Source organism: Streptomyces sp. CC224B (genome assembly GCF_030010595.1).
In the GTDB taxonomy this organism is placed as follows: domain Bacteria; phylum Actinomycetota; class Actinomycetes; order Streptomycetales; family Streptomycetaceae; genus Streptomyces; species Streptomyces longispororuber.
In genome coordinates this window covers 92,221-111,920 of the sequence record NZ_JASCXL010000005.1, presented here as the reverse complement: position 1 = coordinate 111,920, position 19,700 = coordinate 92,221, and the positions used below count along the sequence as shown (strand labels likewise).

21 protein-coding genes and 1 pseudogene are annotated in these 19,700 nt (G+C 72.3%); 13 read left to right on the top strand and 9 right to left on the bottom strand.

Annotated features, from left to right (window positions below; all coding sequences use genetic code 11):
- Positions 1-43: 43 nt before the first annotated feature.
- The 4 genes from QK440_RS03855 to QK440_RS03840 all read right to left on the bottom strand — a co-directional run bounded on the left by QK440_RS03855 (position 44) and on the right by QK440_RS03840 (position 3,102).
- A complete protein-coding gene (locus QK440_RS03855) occupies positions 44-478 on the bottom strand; it encodes a helix-turn-helix domain-containing protein (protein ID WP_282791497.1) in 435 nt (144 codons plus the stop codon).
- A 159-nt stretch (positions 479-637) separates the two neighbouring features.
- Positions 638-772 (bottom strand): hypothetical protein, encoded by a 135-nt coding sequence (locus tag QK440_RS03850; RefSeq protein WP_282791496.1) that lies wholly within the window; start codon positions 770-772, stop codon positions 638-640.
- 281 nt (positions 773-1,053) lie between these two features.
- Entirely contained in the window at positions 1,054-2,037 is a 984-nt protein-coding gene (locus tag QK440_RS03845) for an EamA family transporter (RefSeq protein ID WP_282791495.1), read from the bottom strand.
- A gap of 87 nt (positions 2,038-2,124) precedes the next feature.
- Positions 2,125-3,102 (bottom strand): zinc-binding dehydrogenase, encoded by a 978-nt coding sequence (locus QK440_RS03840; RefSeq protein ID WP_282791494.1) that lies wholly within the window; start codon positions 3,100-3,102, stop codon positions 2,125-2,127.
- An 88-nt stretch (positions 3,103-3,190) separates the two neighbouring features.
- Here QK440_RS03840 and QK440_RS03835 point away from each other — a divergent pair, with 88 nt between their 5' ends.
- A complete protein-coding gene (locus QK440_RS03835) occupies positions 3,191-3,535 on the top strand; it encodes a helix-turn-helix transcriptional regulator (RefSeq protein WP_282791493.1) in 345 nt (114 codons plus the stop codon).
- 490 nt (positions 3,536-4,025) lie between these two features.
- On the opposite strand, the pseudogene QK440_RS03830 reads toward QK440_RS03835, so the two are convergent.
- Positions 4,026-4,165 (bottom strand): annotated as a pseudogene (locus tag QK440_RS03830) (IS5/IS1182 family transposase); the annotation flags it as partial.
- A 66-nt stretch (positions 4,166-4,231) separates the two neighbouring features.
- Positions 4,232-5,155, bottom strand: coding sequence for a LysR family transcriptional regulator (locus tag QK440_RS03825; protein ID WP_282791492.1), 924 nt, complete (start codon positions 5,153-5,155; stop codon positions 4,232-4,234).
- A gap of 206 nt (positions 5,156-5,361) precedes the next feature.
- Between QK440_RS03825 and QK440_RS03820 the strand changes: the two genes are divergently transcribed.
- Together QK440_RS03820 and QK440_RS03815 are read left to right on the top strand one after the other, a co-directional pair.
- Positions 5,362-6,651, top strand: a complete 1,290-nt coding sequence (locus tag QK440_RS03820) for an MFS transporter (protein ID WP_282791491.1) — start codon at positions 5,362-5,364, stop codon at positions 6,649-6,651.
- Between the two features lie 111 nt (positions 6,652-6,762).
- Positions 6,763-6,978, top strand: a complete 216-nt coding sequence (locus tag QK440_RS03815) for a hypothetical protein (RefSeq protein WP_282791490.1) — start codon at positions 6,763-6,765, stop codon at positions 6,976-6,978.
- A 254-nt stretch (positions 6,979-7,232) separates the two neighbouring features.
- Here QK440_RS03815 and QK440_RS03810 read toward each other — a convergent pair whose 3' ends face one another.
- A complete protein-coding gene (locus tag QK440_RS03810; RefSeq protein ID WP_282791489.1) occupies positions 7,233-7,970 on the bottom strand; it encodes an alpha/beta fold hydrolase in 738 nt (245 codons plus the stop codon).
- Positions 7,971-8,296: 326 nt separating this feature from the next.
- A complete protein-coding gene (locus QK440_RS03805; RefSeq protein WP_282791488.1) occupies positions 8,297-9,079 on the bottom strand; it encodes a hypothetical protein in 783 nt (260 codons plus the stop codon).
- Positions 9,080-9,696: 617 nt separating this feature from the next.
- Between QK440_RS03805 and QK440_RS03800 the strand changes: the two genes are divergently transcribed.
- The 4 genes from QK440_RS03800 to QK440_RS03785 all read left to right on the top strand — a co-directional run bounded on the left by QK440_RS03800 (position 9,697) and on the right by QK440_RS03785 (position 12,846).
- Entirely contained in the window at positions 9,697-10,221 is a 525-nt protein-coding gene (locus tag QK440_RS03800) for a VOC family protein (protein ID WP_282791487.1), read from the top strand.
- 675 nt (positions 10,222-10,896) lie between these two features.
- The gene (locus QK440_RS03795; RefSeq protein ID WP_282791486.1) at positions 10,897-11,274 is read left to right on the top strand and encodes a peptidase inhibitor family I36 protein; all 378 of its coding nucleotides are present in this window, start codon (positions 10,897-10,899) and stop codon (positions 11,272-11,274) included.
- An 828-nt stretch (positions 11,275-12,102) separates the two neighbouring features.
- Positions 12,103-12,273 (top strand): 50S ribosomal protein L32, encoded by a 171-nt coding sequence (rpmF, locus tag QK440_RS03790; RefSeq protein ID WP_282791485.1) that lies wholly within the window; start codon positions 12,103-12,105, stop codon positions 12,271-12,273.
- A 42-nt stretch (positions 12,274-12,315) separates the two neighbouring features.
- The gene (locus tag QK440_RS03785) at positions 12,316-12,846 is read left to right on the top strand and encodes a GNAT family N-acetyltransferase (RefSeq protein ID WP_282791484.1); all 531 of its coding nucleotides are present in this window, start codon (positions 12,316-12,318) and stop codon (positions 12,844-12,846) included.
- 125 nt (positions 12,847-12,971) lie between these two features.
- On the opposite strand, the gene QK440_RS03780 is transcribed toward QK440_RS03785, so the two are convergent.
- Positions 12,972-13,883, bottom strand: coding sequence for a LysR family transcriptional regulator (locus QK440_RS03780; protein ID WP_282791483.1), 912 nt, complete (start codon positions 13,881-13,883; stop codon positions 12,972-12,974).
- Between the two features lie 73 nt (positions 13,884-13,956).
- Here QK440_RS03780 and QK440_RS03775 point away from each other — a divergent pair, with 73 nt between their 5' ends.
- The 6 genes from QK440_RS03775 (at position 13,957) to QK440_RS03750 (ending at position 19,695) form a co-directional block, all read left to right on the top strand.
- On the top strand, positions 13,957-14,796 hold the full coding sequence (locus tag QK440_RS03775) for an EamA family transporter (protein WP_282791482.1): 840 nt from the start codon (positions 13,957-13,959) through the stop codon (positions 14,794-14,796).
- A gap of 98 nt (positions 14,797-14,894) precedes the next feature.
- Positions 14,895-15,842 carry a helix-turn-helix domain-containing protein gene (locus QK440_RS03770; protein ID WP_282791481.1) on the top strand — a complete coding sequence of 316 codons (948 nt, stop codon included), beginning with the start codon at positions 14,895-14,897 and terminating at the stop codon, positions 15,840-15,842.
- 354 nt (positions 15,843-16,196) lie between these two features.
- Positions 16,197-16,778 (top strand): DJ-1/PfpI family protein, encoded by a 582-nt coding sequence (locus tag QK440_RS03765; protein ID WP_282791480.1) that lies wholly within the window; start codon positions 16,197-16,199, stop codon positions 16,776-16,778.
- A 92-nt stretch (positions 16,779-16,870) separates the two neighbouring features.
- On the top strand, positions 16,871-17,626 hold the full coding sequence (locus QK440_RS03760) for a DJ-1/PfpI family protein (RefSeq protein WP_282791479.1): 756 nt from the start codon (positions 16,871-16,873) through the stop codon (positions 17,624-17,626).
- A gap of 149 nt (positions 17,627-17,775) precedes the next feature.
- A complete protein-coding gene (locus QK440_RS03755; protein WP_282791531.1) occupies positions 17,776-18,702 on the top strand; it encodes an NADP-dependent oxidoreductase in 927 nt (308 codons plus the stop codon).
- A 57-nt stretch (positions 18,703-18,759) separates the two neighbouring features.
- Positions 18,760-19,695 (top strand): AraC family transcriptional regulator, encoded by a 936-nt coding sequence (locus QK440_RS03750; RefSeq protein ID WP_282791478.1) that lies wholly within the window; start codon positions 18,760-18,762, stop codon positions 19,693-19,695.
- The last annotated feature ends 5 nt before the right edge of the window (positions 19,696-19,700 follow it).

Below are 19,700 nucleotides of genomic sequence, written 5' to 3'. Positions count from 1 at the left end.
CCGTTCGAGGAACCCACGTGCCCACTCGAACACGACACAGCCCTCATGAGGAGAAGGCGGTGGGGGTGCCGGCGCGGGAACGGTTGGCGCGCAGCTCGTCGTGGTGGTCGGCCGCCCAACGGATCAGCTCCCTGACGATGTCGTGCAGGCCGCTGCCGAGCGGGGCGAGCGCGTACTCGACGCGTGGTGGCACCTCGGCGTAGGCGGTACGGCTGATCAACCCGTCCTCCGCGAGTTGGTGAAGGGTGCGGGTCAGCATGCGTGGGGAGATGCCCGGGATCTGGCGCTGCACGTCCTTGTAGCGCATCGGGCCGCCTTCCAGAACGGCGATGATTAACATGCTCCACTTGTCGCCCACCCGGTCGAGCACCTGGCGGATGAAGTCCATGTGCTCGACGGGGATGCCCGCGCACGGCCCGGCCGAAGCCGCCATCCCGATGCACGCGCCGCCCTGCCCGATGTCCGCGCTGTCCCGCATGACGCCCGTTCCTCTCCGTCGCGCACACCGATGTGCCTTTTGTACGGCCTTCCGCACTGGCCCATAGTGACGTCACGAACGAACACCGGGAACTGAGGGTCAGGCCATGAAGGCAGTAATCCGGCCTGAGATCGCCTGCCCCTGGTGCGGTCCGGGCAGCTATCGGCGGGACCGGCCCGCGCGGCGGTTCGGGCACAGCGGCTCCTTGGAGGCGGCCCACCACTCGTTCCCTCCGGCGATGAGGACGAGGGCGCGGGTGGGGGCGTCGTCCAGCGGCAGGGTGAGGCTGGACATAGCGGCGCGGTCGGTGGCGCGGTCAGAGGGGGCACCCAACGCCGTCACCGCCGCCTCGGGCCTGCTCGCCGCTCGCTGAATCACCGAGCATCGCCCCGACTCGGGCAAGCCGGCCGGTCCAAGACACGACCGGGGCACGGCGGAGTGGACCGACACACTGACACGAGCTCACCCCGCCCGCCATGAAGCGTCATTCGTTCGGCCAGGACGACCGTCACGGCACTCCTGACCGGTCTCGAGCGAGTGGGCACGACAGGTTGGTTAAGGACAGGAACGCCGCTTCAGGTGGCTGATGTGTCGAGCGGCTGCGGAGGTGCCTGGTTCGGTGGAGCTGTGTCCTGGTCGGGAGTACGGGTCTGTGCTGCGTGGACCTGTGAGGTCTTGCGTCCTCGGGTTCCCATAAGGCTCGCGAGGGTGGAGGCGCCGGCGACTGCGGCGATGCCGAGCCACTGGGTCGTGCCGAGACGCTGTCCGAGGATGAGCAGGCCGAACAGGGCGCCTGCGGCGGGCTCCAGGCTGGTGAGAACGCTGAAGACGCGGGGCGGGATACGGCGCAGGGCCTCCAGGTTGAGGGTGTAGGGCAGCACGCTGGAGGCGACGGCCACGATGGCCGCGATGCCCAGGACTTTCGGGTCGAGCAGGCCGCTGCCGGCGTGGGCGATGCCGTAGGGGGCGCTGAGCAGGGCTGCCCAGCTGATGGCCACGGCCAGGCCCTGGCCGCCGCCGAGTCGGGTGGCCATGCGGGAGGAGGCGAGGATGTATCCGGCCCAGCAGCATGCTGCTGCGGCCGCCAGCGCGAGGCCGGCCGGGGGAAGGGGGCCGGTGCCCGTGCCGCTGAGCATGATGACGCCGCCTGCCGCCAGGAACGCCGGCAGCAGGTCGATCAGCCGGCGTGAGCCGAGCAGGGCGATGGTGAAGGGGCCGAGGAACTCGATCGTGGCGACGATCCCGAGCGGGATGTGGTCGACGGCTTCGAAGAAGGCGATGTGGTGGCCGGCGAGGAGGGTCCCGGCGGCGAGCACCGTCTTCCAGGATCCCTTCGTCTCCGTAAGAGTGTGACGGCCGGGGCGCCACAGCAGGCACAACAGCACGCCGGCGATCAGCAGACGCAGGAAGACCACCCCGGCGGCGCCTGCCTGGGGATACGCGAGCGGGGCGAGGGCCGCGCCGAACTGAATGCCGCTGACACCGGCCATCACGAGCAGAGGGGCGGGCGCCCTTTCCGCCAGGGCGGAAACGCTCCGGGCCGGGCTGGAGTACTGCATGGGAATGTCCGTGTCCTTGAGGCGAGGGCGGTGCATACGTCCCGAGTTGTCGCTTCTGGCGGCCGTCCGGTCTGCGACGGCGTGAGTTCAGGCGGCGACGCGCAGCAGGAGCTTGCCGGTGGAGTCACGCCCGCCGACGAGGCGGTGTGCGCCTGCCGCGTCGGCCAAGTCGAATTCGGCGGTGACGGGCAGGGTGACCCTTCCGTCGGCGACGGCGCGCACAGCGCGCTCGGTCAGTGCGTGCAGGGCGTCGGGCGCCGACTGGGCGAGCGCGAGTACGGAGAAGCCCCCGATGGAGCGTCCCTGCGGATACAGCTCGCCCTGGCCGGCCTGCCAGGGTTCGGCCCCGCCGGCGTTGCCGAAGGACACCATGCGTCCGAAGACGGACAGTGCCTCAAGGCCACGGCGCAGCGTGTCGCCGCCCACCGGGTCGAGGACCAGGTCGACGCCCTTGCCGTCGGTTGCCCGGCGGACGTCCCTGTCGAAGGCGGCGGGAGAGAACACTTCATCGTAGCCGTGTGCCAAGGCGTACTCGGCCTTGGCGTCGGTGGAGGCCACCCCGTACACGGCACCGGCGCCCGCCGCCCGGGCCAACTGTCCCGCCACCGTGCCGATGCCCCCGGCCGCGCCGTGCACCAGCACGCTCTCCCCGGCGCGCAGCCGTCCCACCTCGTGGATCAGGGCGTGCGCGGTCGGCAGCACGACGGGGAGCGTGGCCGCGGTCCGCAAGTCCATCCCGCCGGGCAGCGCGAACACCGTCGCGGCTTCGGCGAGGACCACGTCGGCATAGCCGCCGCCACCGACGAGAGCGGCGACCTCCTGTCCCGTCCGCAGCCTCTCGACGCCCTCACCGACCGCCCGGATGCGCCCGGACACCTCCAGGCCGGGACGGTAGGGCAGCGCAGGCACCCGGTAACCCTCCGCCCGCGCCTTGACGTCCGCGAAGTTCACCCCGGCCCAGACCACATCGACAGTGACCTGACCAGGACCTGGCTCAGGCACCGGAGCCTCCACGATGTGCAGCACCTCAGGGCCGCCGTGTTCCTGGAACTCGACCGCACGCATACGCAGCACCCTTCCGCTAGTGTTCGACGGGAAGCGAACACTAGCACTGTATGATGGGCGTCGAACACTGGGCGCGGGAGGCTGAGTCGTGACGGACCGCACAGAGAGCAGAAGCCACCGTCAGTCGCCGGTGCACACCCACCCCGACGACGTGCCACTGCTGACGGCCCTGTCCGCGCTCGCCGACCCCGTGCGCATCCAGTTGGTACGCGATCTGGCGAGCCACCCTGACTGGACGCTCAGCTGCAGCAACTTCGACGTGCCGGTCGGCCGAGCCGCGAAGAGCCACCACTTCTCGGTCCTGCGCGACGCCGGACTCGTCGAACAACGCGACCAGGGCCCCAAGAGGCTCAACCGGCTGCGCCGCGAGGAGTTCAACGCCCGCTTCCCCGGCCTCCTCGACCTGGCGCTCCGCACCGATGATGCGGACTGACCTGCACGTGCGCGGTCATGTGGCCCTGACCGCCGGCGACAGCGAAACGCCACCGCTCCGCTGAACCGGCATGCTTCCACCGCGCCCGCGAGACCCCATACGCCGGTGCCCGAGGCGTAGGCGTAGGCGTAGGCGTAGGCGTAGGGGAGGTTCCGCCGGACGCGGTCCCCTGACCACCAGGAGCACGGCCTCGCGCGGGGTTGGCGGTGACGCGGTCGTGGACGATGGCGGCGTACGACTGCGAGCCGAAGCCGCGGACCATCCACGACCTCCCGGGCCCGGTCCACACGGCCAGCCAACTGGACGCCTTCCCGTGCCATACCGGTACTTGTACCCATCACCTCGCCGCCGCCGACGTGGGCTTGTCCAGGGTGCCCTTGGCCCGCGCCCGCCCGATGCTGCCTGGCTCAGCGGCGCAGACGGGAGAACAAGCCGGTGGCCTTCTACCCGGGCACGGCCCGCCGCTGCTGCTCGTCGTTCGGGCGGGCGGGCGGGTCATGAGCGTGTTGGTTGCCCAGGTGATGAGCGATGCACTCACGCGCGGGAGCCGTTCATGGTCGCGGCAGTGCCGCCGGGCCGCATGCTCCACCACAGTAAGCGCTCGACCACCCAGCGGCGGGGCAGCACGACGGACTGGGCTCCGAGGCTAAGGGCCTTCCACGGTCGGTCGGCGATCCGCTCCATGGGCAGGCGTCATCAGCGGACCGTCAGCCCCGCTCCCCCGGCCCCCCGCGCCAGCGCCACCGTCAGGGCGCGGAAGATCCGCACCTCCGGGTTGGTGTCGGTCGCGCGGACGGCGAGGTAGCTGCTCTCCCAGGGGGCGTCGACGACCGGCACGAAGACAACGCCCGGCCAGGCGTAGTAGCGGGCGAAGGACTTCAGGCCCGAGCCCGCGGCGCGGCCCGTGACGACACTGGTCAGTACCTCCTGCGGGGTGACGGCGGAGTCGGGCCCGCGGCGGCGGCCCGCGTCGTCGAAGTACAGGTACTGCGTGAAGGGGCGCGGGGTGTGCCCGGGGACACGGACGAAGGGTAGATCGGCGACGTCCGCGACGGTGGCTCCGGTGGCGTGGGCGTCGGCGAGCGCCGAGCGGGCGGGGACGGCAACGATGCGCTGCTCGGTGGTGAGGAGGTCGGCGGTGACGCGGTCGTCGTCCGGAGCGGGGCGGACGAAGGCGACGTCGACGCGGTCCTCGACCAGGGCGGACGCGTGCTCGGTGAAGTCCAAGTTCCTGATGTCGACAGGGGCTTCGGGGCGGGCACGGCGGTAGGCGTTGATGGCCGCCGGGGTCAGCTCGGCCGAGCCGTGGCCCATGATGCCGACACGCAGCGGGCGCGCCCGTCGGGTGTCGTGGACCAGCTCCGTCATGTCGTCCAGCGCCGCAGCGGACGCCGCGAGCAGTGTGCGCGCGTGCCCGGCCAGGCGCTCCCCGGCCGGGGTCGGGGCGACCGGGTTGCGGTGGAGCAGCAGTACGCCCAGGTCGTTCTCCAGGCGCTGCACGTGCGCGGTCACCGCGGGCGGCGACAGGAACAGCCGGGCGGCGGCCCGCCCGAAGTGGCCCTCCTCCACGACGGCCAGGAACGACGACAGGAGTCGCAGGTCGAGGGAGAACGAGGTCATGCCTGCCAGCGTAAGCGGGTTCCGGCGGGGCACCTCTGTGGCCTTCAGGAATGGTGAACGCCGACGGCGCGAGGGCCGGTGGGGCGCCTAGAACTAAGGGCATGAGTACCGAAGCACCCGCCTCCCCACCTGCGCGAAAGCCACCGTTGACACCCATCGGCGCAACGCCTGGCACCGCTCCCCGGCACGGCATACGCGCCGCCTGGATGATGCTGGCCTCCGGCTGGAGCGCCAACCAGTTCTCGGCCCTCCTCGGCGCCTACCGCTTCGAACTGGGCCTCACCGAGTCCGACGTCACGGGCCTGTTCGCGGTGTACGTCGTGGGCCTCGTCCCCGGCCTGCTGATCGCCGGACCACTGGCGGACCGCAGGGGCCGCCGCCGCATCGCGCTGAGCGCGCTCACGGCGAACCTGCTGTCGACGCTGCTCCTGATCCAGGGGGCGACAGCCCCGGCGCTGCTGCTGCCAGGGCGCTTCCTCACGGGCGTGAGTGCGGGCGTACTCCTGACAGCGGGCAGCGCGTGGATCAAGGAACTGTCCTCACCGCCGTACGTGCCGTCGGGTGCGCCCGCGTCCACGGCCTCCCGCCGGGCAGGCCTCTTCGTCTCGGCGGGCTTCGCCTCCGGCGGACTGACGGCGGCGCTGATCGCCCAGTGGTCCCCCCACCCCATGATCACGGCTTACGTTCCACACGTTCTCTTGGCCACAGCAGCCTGGCTGGCGGCACGCACCGCACCGGAAACCCGTCCTGTCGCTGTCGCCGTTGTGGACAATCGTCCCGCCCCGGCCTTGAGCAGTCGTCCCGCGGGGCGAGTGGGGCTCCCCGCACGCGAGCCAAGCCAGGAACGTGGGGAAGGGCGGGCACCGTCCCCGGTGCCGGACGCTGCGAAGATCAATGCGCGCCCCCTCACCTTCGGCCGCACGGTCCTCCCCCTGGCTCCCTGGATCTTCGCCGCGCCGACGATCGGCTTCGTCACCCTCCCCGCCCTGGTCCACGCCCACCTCGTCTACGCAGGCGCAGCCACCGCCGTGGTTCCAGGGACCGGCCTCCTGGTCCAGCCCCTGGCCCGCCGCGCGGCGGCCCACCACCACCTCGCCTCGGCGATCACGGGCCTCCTGGCCATCGCGACGGGCCTGTCGCTGGCCGCGTGGGCGGTGCACGCCGACTCCCAGCCATGGGCGATGACCGCCGCAGCCACCCTGGGCGCGGGCTATGGCTTCACCCTCACCCACGGCCTCACCCAGGTCACGGCGGCCGCGCCCCCACACCGCCTGGCCAGCCTGACCTCGTACTTCTGGACGGCCGCGTACACGGGCATGTTCGCCCCGTACGCCGTCACCCTCCTCACCGACCACGGTGTCCTCACGGCCTCGGAGACCCTGCTGGCGACGGCGGCCCTCGCCGTGGCGAGCTGCCTGCTCCTGGTGGCGCTGTCGGCGGCGGGCCGCCACGCACCTGGCACGATCACCCCCTGCCGCGCGTCACGTCCCTGCTGAACCCGGCCGCCTGCCTGGCAGTGCCGCGAACGGCTACGATCCGCCCCCCTGCTGACCAGCGTCAAGGGGTCTGCACCTACGGGTCGCTGCCCGCGCTGGAGGGCCGTCCGGGTGAGCAAGGGCCACGACTCCGGTGGCCGGGTGCGCAGCGCCTCCAGCGTGCGGGCCATGGACGGCCCCCAGATGCCCGAACCGCTGCGGCGGGCGATGCACCAGCTGGTCTCCGAGGCGGTCCAGAACTGCCAGGAGGTGGTGCTGCGGCACACCGAACCCAACCAGGCTCACACCTGGAAGCGGCTCCAGCAGCCGGCGACGCGCGATCGATAAGCATCTCAAGGGCATCGCCGAGATCCCCGGCTCGCCCCGGAGCAGATCCTCCTGCGGGCCGCCGACTAGTGGGACTGGTCTGGCAGGAGCAGAGCAGTGAGGAGGAAAAGGCCGCGCTGACGGAGTCTCACGCCGACGGCCTTGAGCTGGCGTGGCTGCTGCTCGGTGTGTTCGGTGCGCTTCGGGTGGCCGACTGCCTCACCGCCGTGCCCGGTGAGCATGGCTACTGCGAGTCCGCGTACGCCTTGGGGCCCTCAGTTCTCGCTCGCGCGGAGGAAGGTGTCGAGCCGGGCGGCGAAGCCCGGTGCCGCTGCGACGAAGTGTCCCGCGCCCGGGTATACGGCGCGCTCGCCGTCGAGCGCGACCACGAGGGCGTCGCAGATCCGCTCGTGTGCGACTGCGTGGTCTCCCGATGCGACGAGCACCGGGACGCGAGCTCGACGGATGAGGTCGAGCCGTGGACGCACCTGGCCGGGCAGCCGGGCCCCGTGCGCCCGGCGGACGCCGACGGCCACACCATCCGGGAGCGGGCCGTCGTCGACGACGGCGCCCGCGAGGCGCAGGAACTCCCGCAGCTCGGCGGGGTCCGTGTCCATTCCGTGAGTGAGGACCGCATCGCCGAGGTGCTCGAGCCGCGCCACATCGGGATCGTCCGGGACGAAGAAGGCCAGGGGCGGCTCGATCAGAGTGAGCGAGCGCACGCTGCCCGGCGCGGCCGCAGCCGCGACCAACGTTCCCAGAGCGCCATAGGAGTGGGCGACGACGTGCGGGCGGCCGACCAGCAGCGGCGCCAGGTCCAAGGCATCCACCTCGTAGTCCTGACCGTTCCGTGGCGCCGGGCTCGGCGGATAGCCGCGTCGGTGCACGCACGCCAGCCGCCAGCGGTCGCCCAGTACGGACAAGGCACCCCACGTTGTCCGCGGGCCGGCGCCCCCGTGCACGAGCAGGACCTCCGGCCCCGAGCCCGCGCGCACCACCACGACTGCATCCACGGGGCGGCAGCATAACGGCACGCGCCGTCTCCGGGGTCACGTGAGGCCGGGTCTTGCTTGCCCGGTCTCAGGAGAACGACAACGAGCCGGTGAGTGCACCCCGACTGACGCCTTCGAGAAGGCCTGCCACTCACGCACCGCACGTACGCACGGCTTTCCGGCACCGGCAGGGGCGCCCGGGCCCGCACCCTTCGGACGCAGATGGGACGTCTCGTGGCCCCGCGACGACGCGCGCCTAGTCACCCAAGAAGGACAGGCTGCTGAGCCGCCGGTGATGGGGGGCTGTAGAGCGGGTGCTGCTGCCAAGGGCTGGAGGTCTTGGTACGTCAGCCGCGTCGGTATCTGGCGGCCATCGTGTGGAACACCTTCTTCGGTTCCCAGCGCGTCTCGTCGAGCATCCGGACGACGCCGTAGGAGCCGAGGTCTTGCTCCCCGGGCCTGCTGTAGCCGGCGAAGGTGAACCAGAGCGCGGTGTCCACGCCTTCGTCCTCGAAGATGTCCAGCAATTCGGTGAGGTAGCGCGCCTGCTCGTCTTCGTCCGGGACCGCGCCGTGGGGCACCTGCCAGGCCATGCCGCCACGTTCGCCCGCGCCCTGGTAGGCACAGGTTCCGTACTCGGTCACCGCGACGGGCTTGCCGTGGGCGAGGTGCCCACGCAACTCGTCACGGAAGCTGTCGGCGTTGTAGGAGGCCCGGTAGGCATCGATGCCGACGAGGTCGAACGCACCCCAGTCAATGAACTCCCAGGGTGCCGAGGCGTAGGTGACCTGCCCGCCGAAGTCCGTACGGACGGTCGCGGCGACCTGGGGGAGGAAGTCGTTGAGGCGTTCTTGCACCGGCCCGAGGGAGGACCACCACTCCATGTCGGCGGCTGCCATGGCCCGCATACGGTCACCGTAGGTGTCGCCCGGGATGAAACCGCCGCAGAACGCGCTGATCTCGCATCCGGCGACGAACACCACATCGGCGCCGACCTCCCGTACGGCTTCGGCACGAGCGGCGCAGTCGGCGAAGAACGGGAGCAACTGGTCGCGGGGAAGGTCCACGGGAAAGGGGGCGAACCAGACCTCAAGGCCGACCTCTGCAGCTTGTCTTGCAGCGATGCTCAACCGTTCAGGCTCTCGTCCCGAGATACGAACGGCGTCACAGTGAAGATCTCCGGAGATCACCGTCATGTCGTGCCGGACCGTCTCAATGCTGAAGCTCTTGCGGGAGAGTTCTTCCCCTGGGAGGAACCCTGTGTCGTAGTTGATGCCCCGTGCGCGCACAACCGTGTCCCTTCACTGCCGTTGCTGTGTCCGAGCAAGTCAAAGCCGCGCTCGGGGTTCTTGGCCAGGGGGCGGGTGAGAGGAACGTCGGGATCGGGTTGACCATCGGGGTCTCCGCTTCGAAGGGGTCGGTCCCCGCCCCTCGCCTCTCTTCGTCGGCCTTGTGCGCCGGCACCCGCCCCGGTATTCGGCCTCGGAGTCACGCACAACCCGCGGCATCTTCAGCGTCGGCACAGCAGGGGTCCGCGGGTCCGCGGCGGTCCGGCGCCCGTTGTCCGGCCAGCTCATGCGTGGATCGGGGACGTCGGCGGGCCAGGGGTCGCCCAGGTGCGGGGCGGCGACACTGCCACGGTCGGGGTCAGTGGTGTGCTTTACGCACATCAATGTGCCTTTTGTAGGACCGTCACCACATCCCTATGGTGTGGCTACGCACTATTCGCAACCAAGCGAGGAGTGACATGCCCGTCCAGCGTCTCAACCACGCCGTGCTCCATGTCCGCGACGTCGAACGCAGCGTCGCCTTCTACACCGAGCTGCTGAACTTCCGCGTCGACCACCGCCTCCACGCCGACGGCGGCACGATGCCCGAGGCCGCGTTCTTACGAGCCGAAGGGTCGACCAACGACCACGACTTGGCCCTCATGCAGATCGAGGGCCCGGTTTCCCCGCAGAGCCCGGGCCGCCGTCCCGGGCTCGCGCACCTGGCGTGGGAGGTGGACACCCTGGCCGAGCTCCAGCAGATCCGCGGCAAGCTGCTGCGGGCAGGTGGGCCGGTCCACGAGATCGACCACGGCACCACCAAGTCGCTGTACGCCGGCGACCCGGACGGCCTGCAGTTCGAAGTGTGCTGGCTGGTGCCCGCCGACAGGACCGACGAGGTGACCCGCACGGCCTTCGCACCGCTCGACCTGGACGCGGTCATCGCGCAGTTCGGCGCCGACCTCCCTGGCGGGACCGGCATCTCCACTCCGGCCCGCCACTGAACCAGCGACGGCTGTCACACCCGGCGGGCGTGGCAGCCCCCTGCTGACCGACCACCGCTCGACCGACCACAGCCTCTGCGGGCGTACGTCCGCCCGCCACCCCGGCAGCCAACCGCACGGTCCCGCCACGCCGTGCAAGCAACCGAGTGAGCGTGTCCACAGGGCCCCCGGCCCTCACCCCGCCGCACGGACGGAGAACGGGCCGCCCGACGAGCCGGGCGGGCACCGGCGCCGTGATCGCGGCCGTCGTTCGAACACGTCGGGCACCAAGCCATCGCGAGCGGGGCCGGTCATACTCGGTCAGTTCCCGTGCGCGTACGGACACCCCACGTCGGACGAGTCGGTTGTAGAACGGTAAGAGCGGCCCGTGTCGGCGACGGTTCTCACAGCAGTCGCCGCGAGTCTGCGACTGAGCCGGCGTCGGCTGCTGACGCATCGTGAACACCCTTCGGCTGTACGCGCCCAAGTGGAACGCGAGTACCGCAAGGCCGGGCCTCACCAGCCACCTTCCCGCAGGACCCTTGCTGCGAGCCCGTTCCGCAGGCCCGCAACGTCCAGCGCCCCAGCACGCCACAACACGCTTCGGCACGTTCAGCACAGCACACCTGACGTCGACACAGCACACCTGACGTCGACGCAGCACACCTCACTCCGACACCAAGAACTGGAGTCCTCATGTTCCGCACCGCCTTATTGGCCGCCGTGCTCATGACCGCCGGCCTCAGCGCCGGCCCGGCCGCGGCCGAACCCTCCAAGGGCCCGTCCGCCGTCACACACTTTTCCGGCTCCAACTGCCCCTCCCGCAGCCTCTGCATCTACAAGGACGGCAACTTCCGGGGCGGCGGCGTCGCCTTCGAACGCGGGGATGACCTCTGGTCGCTCCACAACGTCCGTATGAACGACCAGATGTCGTCGTGGTCCAACGACTCCGGCGTCACCTGCTACTGGTTCGAACACGAACACTTCCAGGGAGCTTCGCACGACATGAGGAACGGCTTCCGCGTCAACCTTCCGACGAACGAGAACGACACCGCGTCCTCGATCCGCTGCTGACCCCTGCCCGCGGCCCCTGTTCCCCTTCGCCCCTGGTGAAGGGGAACAGGGATGAGCCGTGACCGCGGTTTCCCACCATCGTGGACGCGGCCCGGCAACAGGGACTGCACCCCTGGTGGTCCGCGTGCGTCGGCACCGTCCCGGTGCTGGCAGCGTGAACACCCTGGCTGGCCGATCGGCGATGGGGCATGCACGGTCGGACGAGAGCCTGCCTGCCGACGTAGCCGACGTGCTCGCGACAGTCCTGAGGGGGGACACCCCCGTTCACATCGCGCTCCGCAGGCAGGTTCCGCACCTCAGCGTGCGAGCGCGCTGCAACCCACACAACGATAAGCACGCCAGGCCGAGCACCACGGACCCGCACAGGGCCGCCCGCACGGTAAACACGGCGTGGGTGGCGTGGCCGGGCAGGACTGCTCCACCTCGTGGGCAGCCGACGCCGGGCCGAGCACCGAGCGCGTCCGCTGGTTCAAGGCAGCGGCCCGCCTAGAAAGAGCGTTCTACCGCCCTCAGCGGTACTGCCCGCCGACCGCGAAGGCCGCCGCGCCACCGCCCTTGCGATTCGTGCACCGGGTGCTCAGAACACCGCGCGGGCGGAGGGTTCGCGGCCGTCCTGGGCCTGTTGTGCACGCTCGACGAACACCCGGGCCAGGGCGGTCACAGCTTCGGAAGCCGAAGAACAGCAGGACGGCGAGAACGACCCCAGCATCCACACCAGCCCGGCCCAGGCAGTGGCCCGTGGCGTGCCGGCGCCAGGCCTTTGCTAATGGAAGCCATTTTCATGTACGGTCGGGGGGTCCTACCCGCCCCGTACCCCGGAGGATCACCATGGCCGTTCCCAAGCGGAAGATGTCCCGCAGCAACACCCGCCACCGCCGTGCCCAGTGGAAGGCCAGCACGGCCCAGCTCGTGCCCGTCACCGTGGACGGTGTCACGCACCTCGTGCCGCAGCGCCTGGTGAAGGCGTACGAGCGCGGGCTGATCCCGGTCGAACGCTGACCCGGTGCCCCCGGCTCCCCGGCCCCGGGGGATCATGCTGGGATGACTGACGATGTGACCGGCCCGGCAGCGGCCGTACGGCTCACGGAGTACACGCGCGCCCACCAGGAGCAGATCCTCGGCGACGGCCCCGACCCCTTCGGCGTCGCGGACACCGGCCTGACGTGGCTCCCCAAGGAGGAGCACTTCGGCATCCGGCTGGAGGGCCGCCTGGTGGCGCACACCGGGTTGTGCCGGATCCCCCTGGCGGTCGGCGGCGCCAGGACCGAGGTCGTGGGCGTCGGCGGAGTGGCGGTCGCGCCGGACGTGCGCGGGCGCGGGCTCGCGCGGGCCGTCGTCGCGGCGGCCCTGGACCACGCCCGCACGATGGGCCCGCACCACGCCCTGCTCTTCTGCCGTCCGCCCCTCGTCGCCCTGTACGAACGCCTCGGCTGGCGGACACTCGACCGCGAGGTGTACGTCGAGCAGCCCGACGGGCCCGTCGCCATGCCCCTGCGCACCATGTGGACGCCGCTGCGCGAGGGCGCGGAATGGACGGACGGAGAGGTACGCCTCCTGTCGTACCCCATGTGACGTCGTATCCCGTGTGACGTCGTACGCCCAGGTGGCCCGTCCCCCGTGCCCCCCGCGCGAAGCCGCCGCGGCGCAGCCTCGGCCCCACGCCTCCCCTACCACGCGCCGGAGACGAACCCCCGCTGTCACGTGCCGAGGACGTGCCCCGACGCCGCCTCCCTCAGCGCTTCGAGACCGGCCCTGACGAGAGGGTGCTCGGCGCTGCCGCGGCGTACGGCGGTCAGCAACTGCCGCACGGGGACCGGCGCGCCGGTCACGGGGACCCGCGTCACCGCGTGCCGGGGCAGCGGCACGATCCGTGGGACGAGGCAGACCCCGAGGCCTTCGGCGACGAGCGCGGAGACCGCGTACCACTCCTTGACCTGGTGCACGACACGAGGCGTGAAACCGGCGGCCGCGCACGCCGCGAGCACCAGGGGGTGGGTGTCGTTGTCGCGCGTCTTGACGATCCACGCCTCCTCGGCCGCCGCGCCGAGCGGGACCCCTCCGGGCCGGGCGAGCCAGTGGCCCTCGGGTACCAGCAGGTCCTGGTGGTCCGTCAGCAAGGGCGTCTGCTCGAAGCGGGGGTCGGTGGCGGGCGGCGCGTCCGGGCCGGGGAGCACCAGGGCCACGTCCGCCTCCTCGGCGAGCAGCAGGCGGTAGCACTCACCGCTCTCCTCCTCGACGAGCAGGGGCTCCACCAGCGGGTACGTCGTCCGCAGCCGGGCCACGGCCGGGGCCGCCAACGTGGCCAGCGCGGAGGACACCCCGCACAGCCGCAGTGCGCCCCGTGGGCCCGAGCCCTGCTGGGCGAGTTCCGCCCGGGCCGCCTCCCATTGCAGCCGCAACACGTCGGCGTGGCGCAGCGCGATGTGCGCGGCCGGAGTCAGCCGTACGCGCCGCCCCTCCGGCCGGAGCAGTTCCACACCCAGGTCCCGGGCGAGCAGCCGCAACTGCTGCGAGACGGCCGAGGGCGTCAGATGCAGCGCGGCCGCGGCGGCGGTCACGGTGCCGTGCTCGGCGAGGGTTCGCAGGACGTGCAGCCGACGGTCAATCATGCAGCCCAGCCTAAACAGTTGACCGCACTAGACGTCGCTGGACGTTGATGGTCGCGGCGCCAAGCCTGGAGTGATGACAAAGCTTCCTGCTCCCGCGTTGCTGCTGGGGAGCGTGCTGAGCATCCAGTTCGGGCAGGCCGTGGGCAAACAGCTCACCGGTGCGGTCGGCGCGTCGGGCGTCGTGGCCCTGCGCCTCGGAACGGCCGCCGTGGTCCTGCTGCTCCTGTACCGCCCGTCGCTGCCGCGCAGCCGTACGGACGTAGGCCTGGTGCTCGGCTTCGGTACGGCCGTCGCGGGCATGAACCTGGTCTACCCCGCGATGGTCCTGCTGCCACTGGGCCTGGCCAGCGCCCTCCAGCTCCTCGGTCCCATCACCTTGGCGCTGCTGACCGCGCGTCGCGCCCGCGAGGCGGGGTGCGCCCTCCTGGCCGGGGGCGGGGTGTGGCTGTTCCACTCCCCGCAGGGCGCCGGCTTCCCGCTCGGCGGCGTCCTGCTCGCGCTGGCCTCCGGCGCCTGCATGGCCGCGTACCTGGTCCTGAGCAAGAGAGCCGGGGCCGCCGGGGGCGGAGGAGGCACCCTGGCCCTGGCGGTGGCCTGGGCGGCGGTACTGACCGTGCCGCTGGGCGTGGCGCGGCACGGGACACGCCTGTTCGCCCCGGACGTGCTGGCGGCCGGGGCGGTGGTGGCGGTGCTGTCGGCCGTGCTCCCGTACTCACTGGAGCTGGCAGCCCTGCGCCGCCTGCCGACGCGGACGGTCGGCGTGCTGGCCGCCCTCGAACCGGCGAGCGCGGGCTTCGCGGGGATGCTGGTCCTCGACGAGCACCTCCGGACCACGCAGTGGGCGGCCCTGGCCTGCGTGGGTGCGGCGAGCGCCGGGGCGGTCGTGAGGCGGCAGCGGCCGGAGGCTCCCTGAGGACTTCCCGAACACTTCCGGGCGACTTCCCGGGGGCGCCGTGGCCGTGGTAGCCCCTCCCGGGGACGCGAACGGAGCTGCGTCTAGGCTCCGTTGGCATGCATGTAGTCGCGGTCCTCGCGCTCGACGGGGTGTCGGCCTTCGATCTCACCATCCCCTGCCAGGTGTTCGCTCTCGCGAACCTCCCCGACGGTTCCCCGGCGTACGACGTGCGTGTCTGCGCCGACCGGTCCGTGACGGCCATGGCCGGGCCCTCGGCGCCGTTCCAGCTCTCGTCCCCGTACGGCATGGAGGACGCGCGGTCCGCGGACACCGTCGTCGTCCCCGGGGTGCCCTCCGAGCGCGTCCCGCACCCGCGTGCCGTACGGGTGTTGCGGCAGGCGGCCGACCGCGGGGCCCGGATCGCGTCCATCTGCACCGGCGCGTTCGCCCTCGCGCACGCCGGGCTCCTCGCGGGGCGGCCCGCGACGACGCACTGGCACTTCGCCGCCGCCCTGGCCGAACGGTATCCGGACGTCCGCGTCGACCCCTCGGTGCTCTACGTCGACGACGGGCAGGTGCTCACCTCCGCCGGGATCGCCGCCGGTCTCGATCTGTGCCTGCACATGGTCCGTGTCGACCACGGCGCGGCCGTCGCGGCCCGGGTCGCGCGGATGCTCGTGATGGCGCCCCAACGTACGGGAGGCCAGGCGCAGTTCATCGAGTACCGCACACCCGAGTGCGACTCGGCGGACCTCGGTCCCACGCTGCGGTGGATGCGGGACAAGCTCGGCGAGCCCCTCAGCCTCGCCGACATCGCCGCCCACGCCATGATGAGCCGGCGCAGCCTGGCACGCCACTTCCGGGCCCAGACGGGCACCACGCCGTTGCGCTGGCTGCTCGCCCAGCGCGTGCAGCGGGCCCGGGAGCTGCTGGAGACGACGCCGCTGCCGCTGACGCGAGTGGCGGAGGCCACCGGCTTCGGCTCCCTCGAAACCCTCCGCCACCATTTCGTCCGCCAGGTGGGTACGACGCCCTCCGCCTATCGGGCGGCCTTCCACGCGTGAACGCGTGAACGCGTGTGCGCAAGTAGCAGATGTCCCCGGACTCGTGTGTACGGCCCGCCCGGTTGGTTTGGCCGTATCTTGCGCCTTCGCGGCACGGGCGCCGGTGCCGTCGGACGCCCGTCGCGGCAAGACTGACGACGTCCCGGCGCCCCGGCTCCGGCCCCGGTCCGCACTCCTTGTGGCCCGGGCGGCATGCGCGGAGCCGGGACTCACGGCCTGGGCCCGACCCCGGCTGTCGGAAACGCGCCGCCCCGTCGTCCTCCCGGAGGCCCCTTCATGCCGTCCCCGTCCCGTACCACTCCCCCGCCGCCCCCGGCCGGACCCGGTGGCCCCCGTCGCCCACGGCGCCTGCGGGTGCACACCGTGCTCTACGACGGCGTTGAGGAGCAGGACTTCGCCGGTCACGTGGAGGTGTTCGGCATCGTCGGCGAGGAACGGCTCGCGCAGTCCTTCGTCACCGTGGACGACTCGCGCCGGGTGCGGACCTCCGCCGGGATCGACATCGTCTGCCGGGACCCGTGGTCGCCCCGCGCGGCCGACGTGATCGTCGTCCCCGGCGCGGGGTACGGCGACGGCTCGGCGCTCCAGCGCGAAGTGCGGCGCGGCGTCCTGCCCGCTGCGCTGGCGGCGGCCCGCAGGAACGGCCTCGTCCTGGCGGGCGTGTGTACGGGCACCATGCTGCTGTCCGCCGCCGGGCTCACCGCCCGTCGCCCCTGCACCACCCACCACATCGCCCTGGACGACCTGCGCGAGCAGGGCGGGCGCGTGGTCGCGGGCCGGGTCGTCGACGACGGCGACCTCGTCACCTGCGGAGGTGTCACCTCCGGCATCGACCTGGGGCTCTGGCTCATCGAGCGCTTCTTCGGCGCCGACGCGGCCCTGTTCGCCGAGGAAGTCCTCGAGTACGAACGCCGCGGCACGGTCCACGTGGCGTGAGAGCCCCCGCCGACCGCGACCTCGCGAGGCTCAAACTCCAGGGCTCACCCCAGGTATTCACCATGCCCCCCACCACGGAAAGAGACAAACGCATGAACCGACGTACCGTGCTGCGCACCGCGACGGCCCTGGGGGCCGCGGGTCTCACGACCGGTGTCTCCCTCGACGCGGCCTCGGCGGCCGGCGCGACCGGCTCGTCCTCCGCGCGCCCGCGCGGCCCGCTCCGTGTGCACGTCGTGCTGTTCCAAGGCGTGGAGGAGCTCGACCTCGCCGCGCCCTACGAAGTGCTCAGCGCCTCCGACCACTTCACCGACCGCGACGTCGAGGTCCGCTACGTCACCGTGGACGGCCGCCGCACCGTCGACGCCGCCTTCGGCACCACCTTGCGCGTCCGCCACGACTGGGCCCCGGAGGAAGCGGACCTCCTCGTCGTCCCCGGCGGCGGATACGCCCGCAAGGACCAGCCCGGGGTCTGGGCGGAGATCCGGCGCGGCACCCTGCCCCGGGCCCTCGCCGAGGCGCGTCGGCCGGGACTGACCGTCGCCGGTCTGTGCACCGGCGTGATGCTGCTCGCCGCCGGCGGTGTCACCCGCGGCCGCCCCTGCACGACCCACCACAAGGCGCGCCCCGACCTCGAACGGCAGGGAGGCGTACTGAAGAACGCGCGCGTCGTCGACGACGGCGACCTGGTGACCGCGGGCGGCGTCACCTCGGGCCTCGACCTGGCACTGTGGCTGGTCCGCCGCGAACTGGGCGTCGACGCCGCGCTCGGCCTGGAGGCCATGCTGGAGTACGAGGCCCGCGGAACGGTCTGGACCCCGTCCCCAGGTGTTCCTCCCCGCCAGTGAGACGACGGGACATTTTCTGGAGCGTGCGGGATATTCAGCGGCTCGTTCGATCTTCCTAGGGTTGAGCACATCAACCAGCCGGGCCGGTACGCGGAACGACTCCGCGGCCCGGTCCCCACCCCCAGGGAGACCCTGTCATGCGCCCTGTCATGCGCGCTGTCATCCAGAAGTCCTTCGGCGGTCCCGAGGTCCTGGAGACCGTCGAGACCGAGCGTCCCGCGCCGCTCGGCGGCGAAGTCCTCGTCCGGGTGCACGCCAGCGGCGTCAACCCGGTCGACCTGGCCGTCAGGTCGGGCGCGTACCCGCTGCTCGGCGAGCCCCCGTACGGCGTGGGCTGGGACATCTCCGGCGTCGTCGAGGAGGCGGGCCCCGGCGCCCGGTTCAAGCCGGGCGACGAGGTGTTCGGCATGCCGTTCTTCCCGCGTGCGGCCACCGCGTACGCGGACTACGTCGCCGTACCGTCGCGGCAGGTGGCCCGCAAGCCCGCCGCCGTCGACCACGTGCACGCCGCCGCCCTCCCGCTGGCCGCGCTCACCGCGTGGCAGGGCCTGGTCGACGCGGCCGGGCTCGAGGCGGGGCAGCGGGTGCTGATCCACCGCGCGGCGGGCGGCGTCGGGCACTTCGCGGTACAGATCGCGAAGGCGCGCGGCGCGCACGTGACGGCGCTGGCGAGCGCCCCCAAGCACGCGTTCGTGCGCGAACTGGGGGCCGACGAGGTGGTCGACTACCGGACCGTCGACTTCACCGAGGCGGTCGAGGACCTCGACGTCGTCTTCGACTCCTCCTCCGAGGGCACGCGTTCGCTGTCGGTGCTGCGCCCCGGCGGAACCCTGGTGAGCATCATGGAGCACGGCGACCGGGAGCTGGCCGCACGGGTCGAGCAGGCGGGCCGCCGCTTCGCGGGGGTCTCCGTCGAGCCGGACTACGCCTCGCTGGAGGCCACCGCACGCCTGGTCGACGACGGGCGCGTCCGGCCGCACGTGTCGGCGACGTTCGACCTGACCGAGGCCGCCCGGGCCCACGAGCTGGTCGCGTCCGGCCGTACGCGGGGCAAGGTGGTGCTGACGGTGGCGTGAGCGGGTGGCGCTATCGTGGCGGGCCGGTGATCGTGTGCGGGTGACGGGGGGCGGGGCGTGGACATCCTGACCGAGGCGCTGGCGTCGATGCGGACCGGGAGTCCCACGTCCGTACGCACCGAGGGCCGTGCCCCCTGGGGCCTGCGCCTGCCCGCCGTCGCCGGTGCCGGGTTCCACGTGGTGCTGTCCGGCACCTGCTGGCTGGTCCCGCTGGACGCGCCGCACCTGTCGCCGCTCGCGCTCAGCACCGGTGACGTGGTGTTCCTGCGCGACGGCACCGCCCACGCCCTCGCCGACCACCCCTCCACACCGGCCGAGCCGGAGCGGCCCGAGCAGTTCAGCCCCGGCTCGCCCCTCGGGACGGTCACGCTCGGCGGGGACGGCCCCCGCGCCAGCCTGCTGTGCGGCAACTACCACCTCGACCGGGGGCGCCCGCACCCACTCGTGCGCCAGCTCCCCGAGGTCGTGCGCCTGTCCACCGGCCACGGCCGCCACCCCCAACTGGGCGCCGCCGTCCAGCTCCTCGGCGCCGAGCTGGAGCACCCGCGCCTCGGCTCCGCCGGCATCGTGCCGGGGCTGATCGACTCGCTGCTGCTGTACATCCTGCGGGCCTGGCTCGAGGAGCAGCCGCCCGGCGCCGCCCAGGGCTGGGCCGCCGCGCTCGGGGACTCCGCGGTCGCCCCGGCCCTGGCCGCGATCCACGCGGAGCCGGCCGCGCAGTGGACCGTCGAGTCGCTCGCCGAGCGGGCCGGCCTGTCCCGCGCGGCCTTCGCCCGCCGCTTCACCACCCTCGTGGGCGAGCCGCCGATGGCGTACGTGACGCGCTGGCGCATGACCACGGCCGCCCGGCTCCTGCGCGAGTCCGCGGCGCCGCTCACGGCGGTCGCGGCCCGCACCGGCTACGGCTCCGAGTACGCCTTCGCCAAGGCGTTCAAGCGCGAGTACGGCCAGGCCCCCGGCGGCTACCGGCGCCGCTCCCGCGCCGCCGCCTGAGCAAC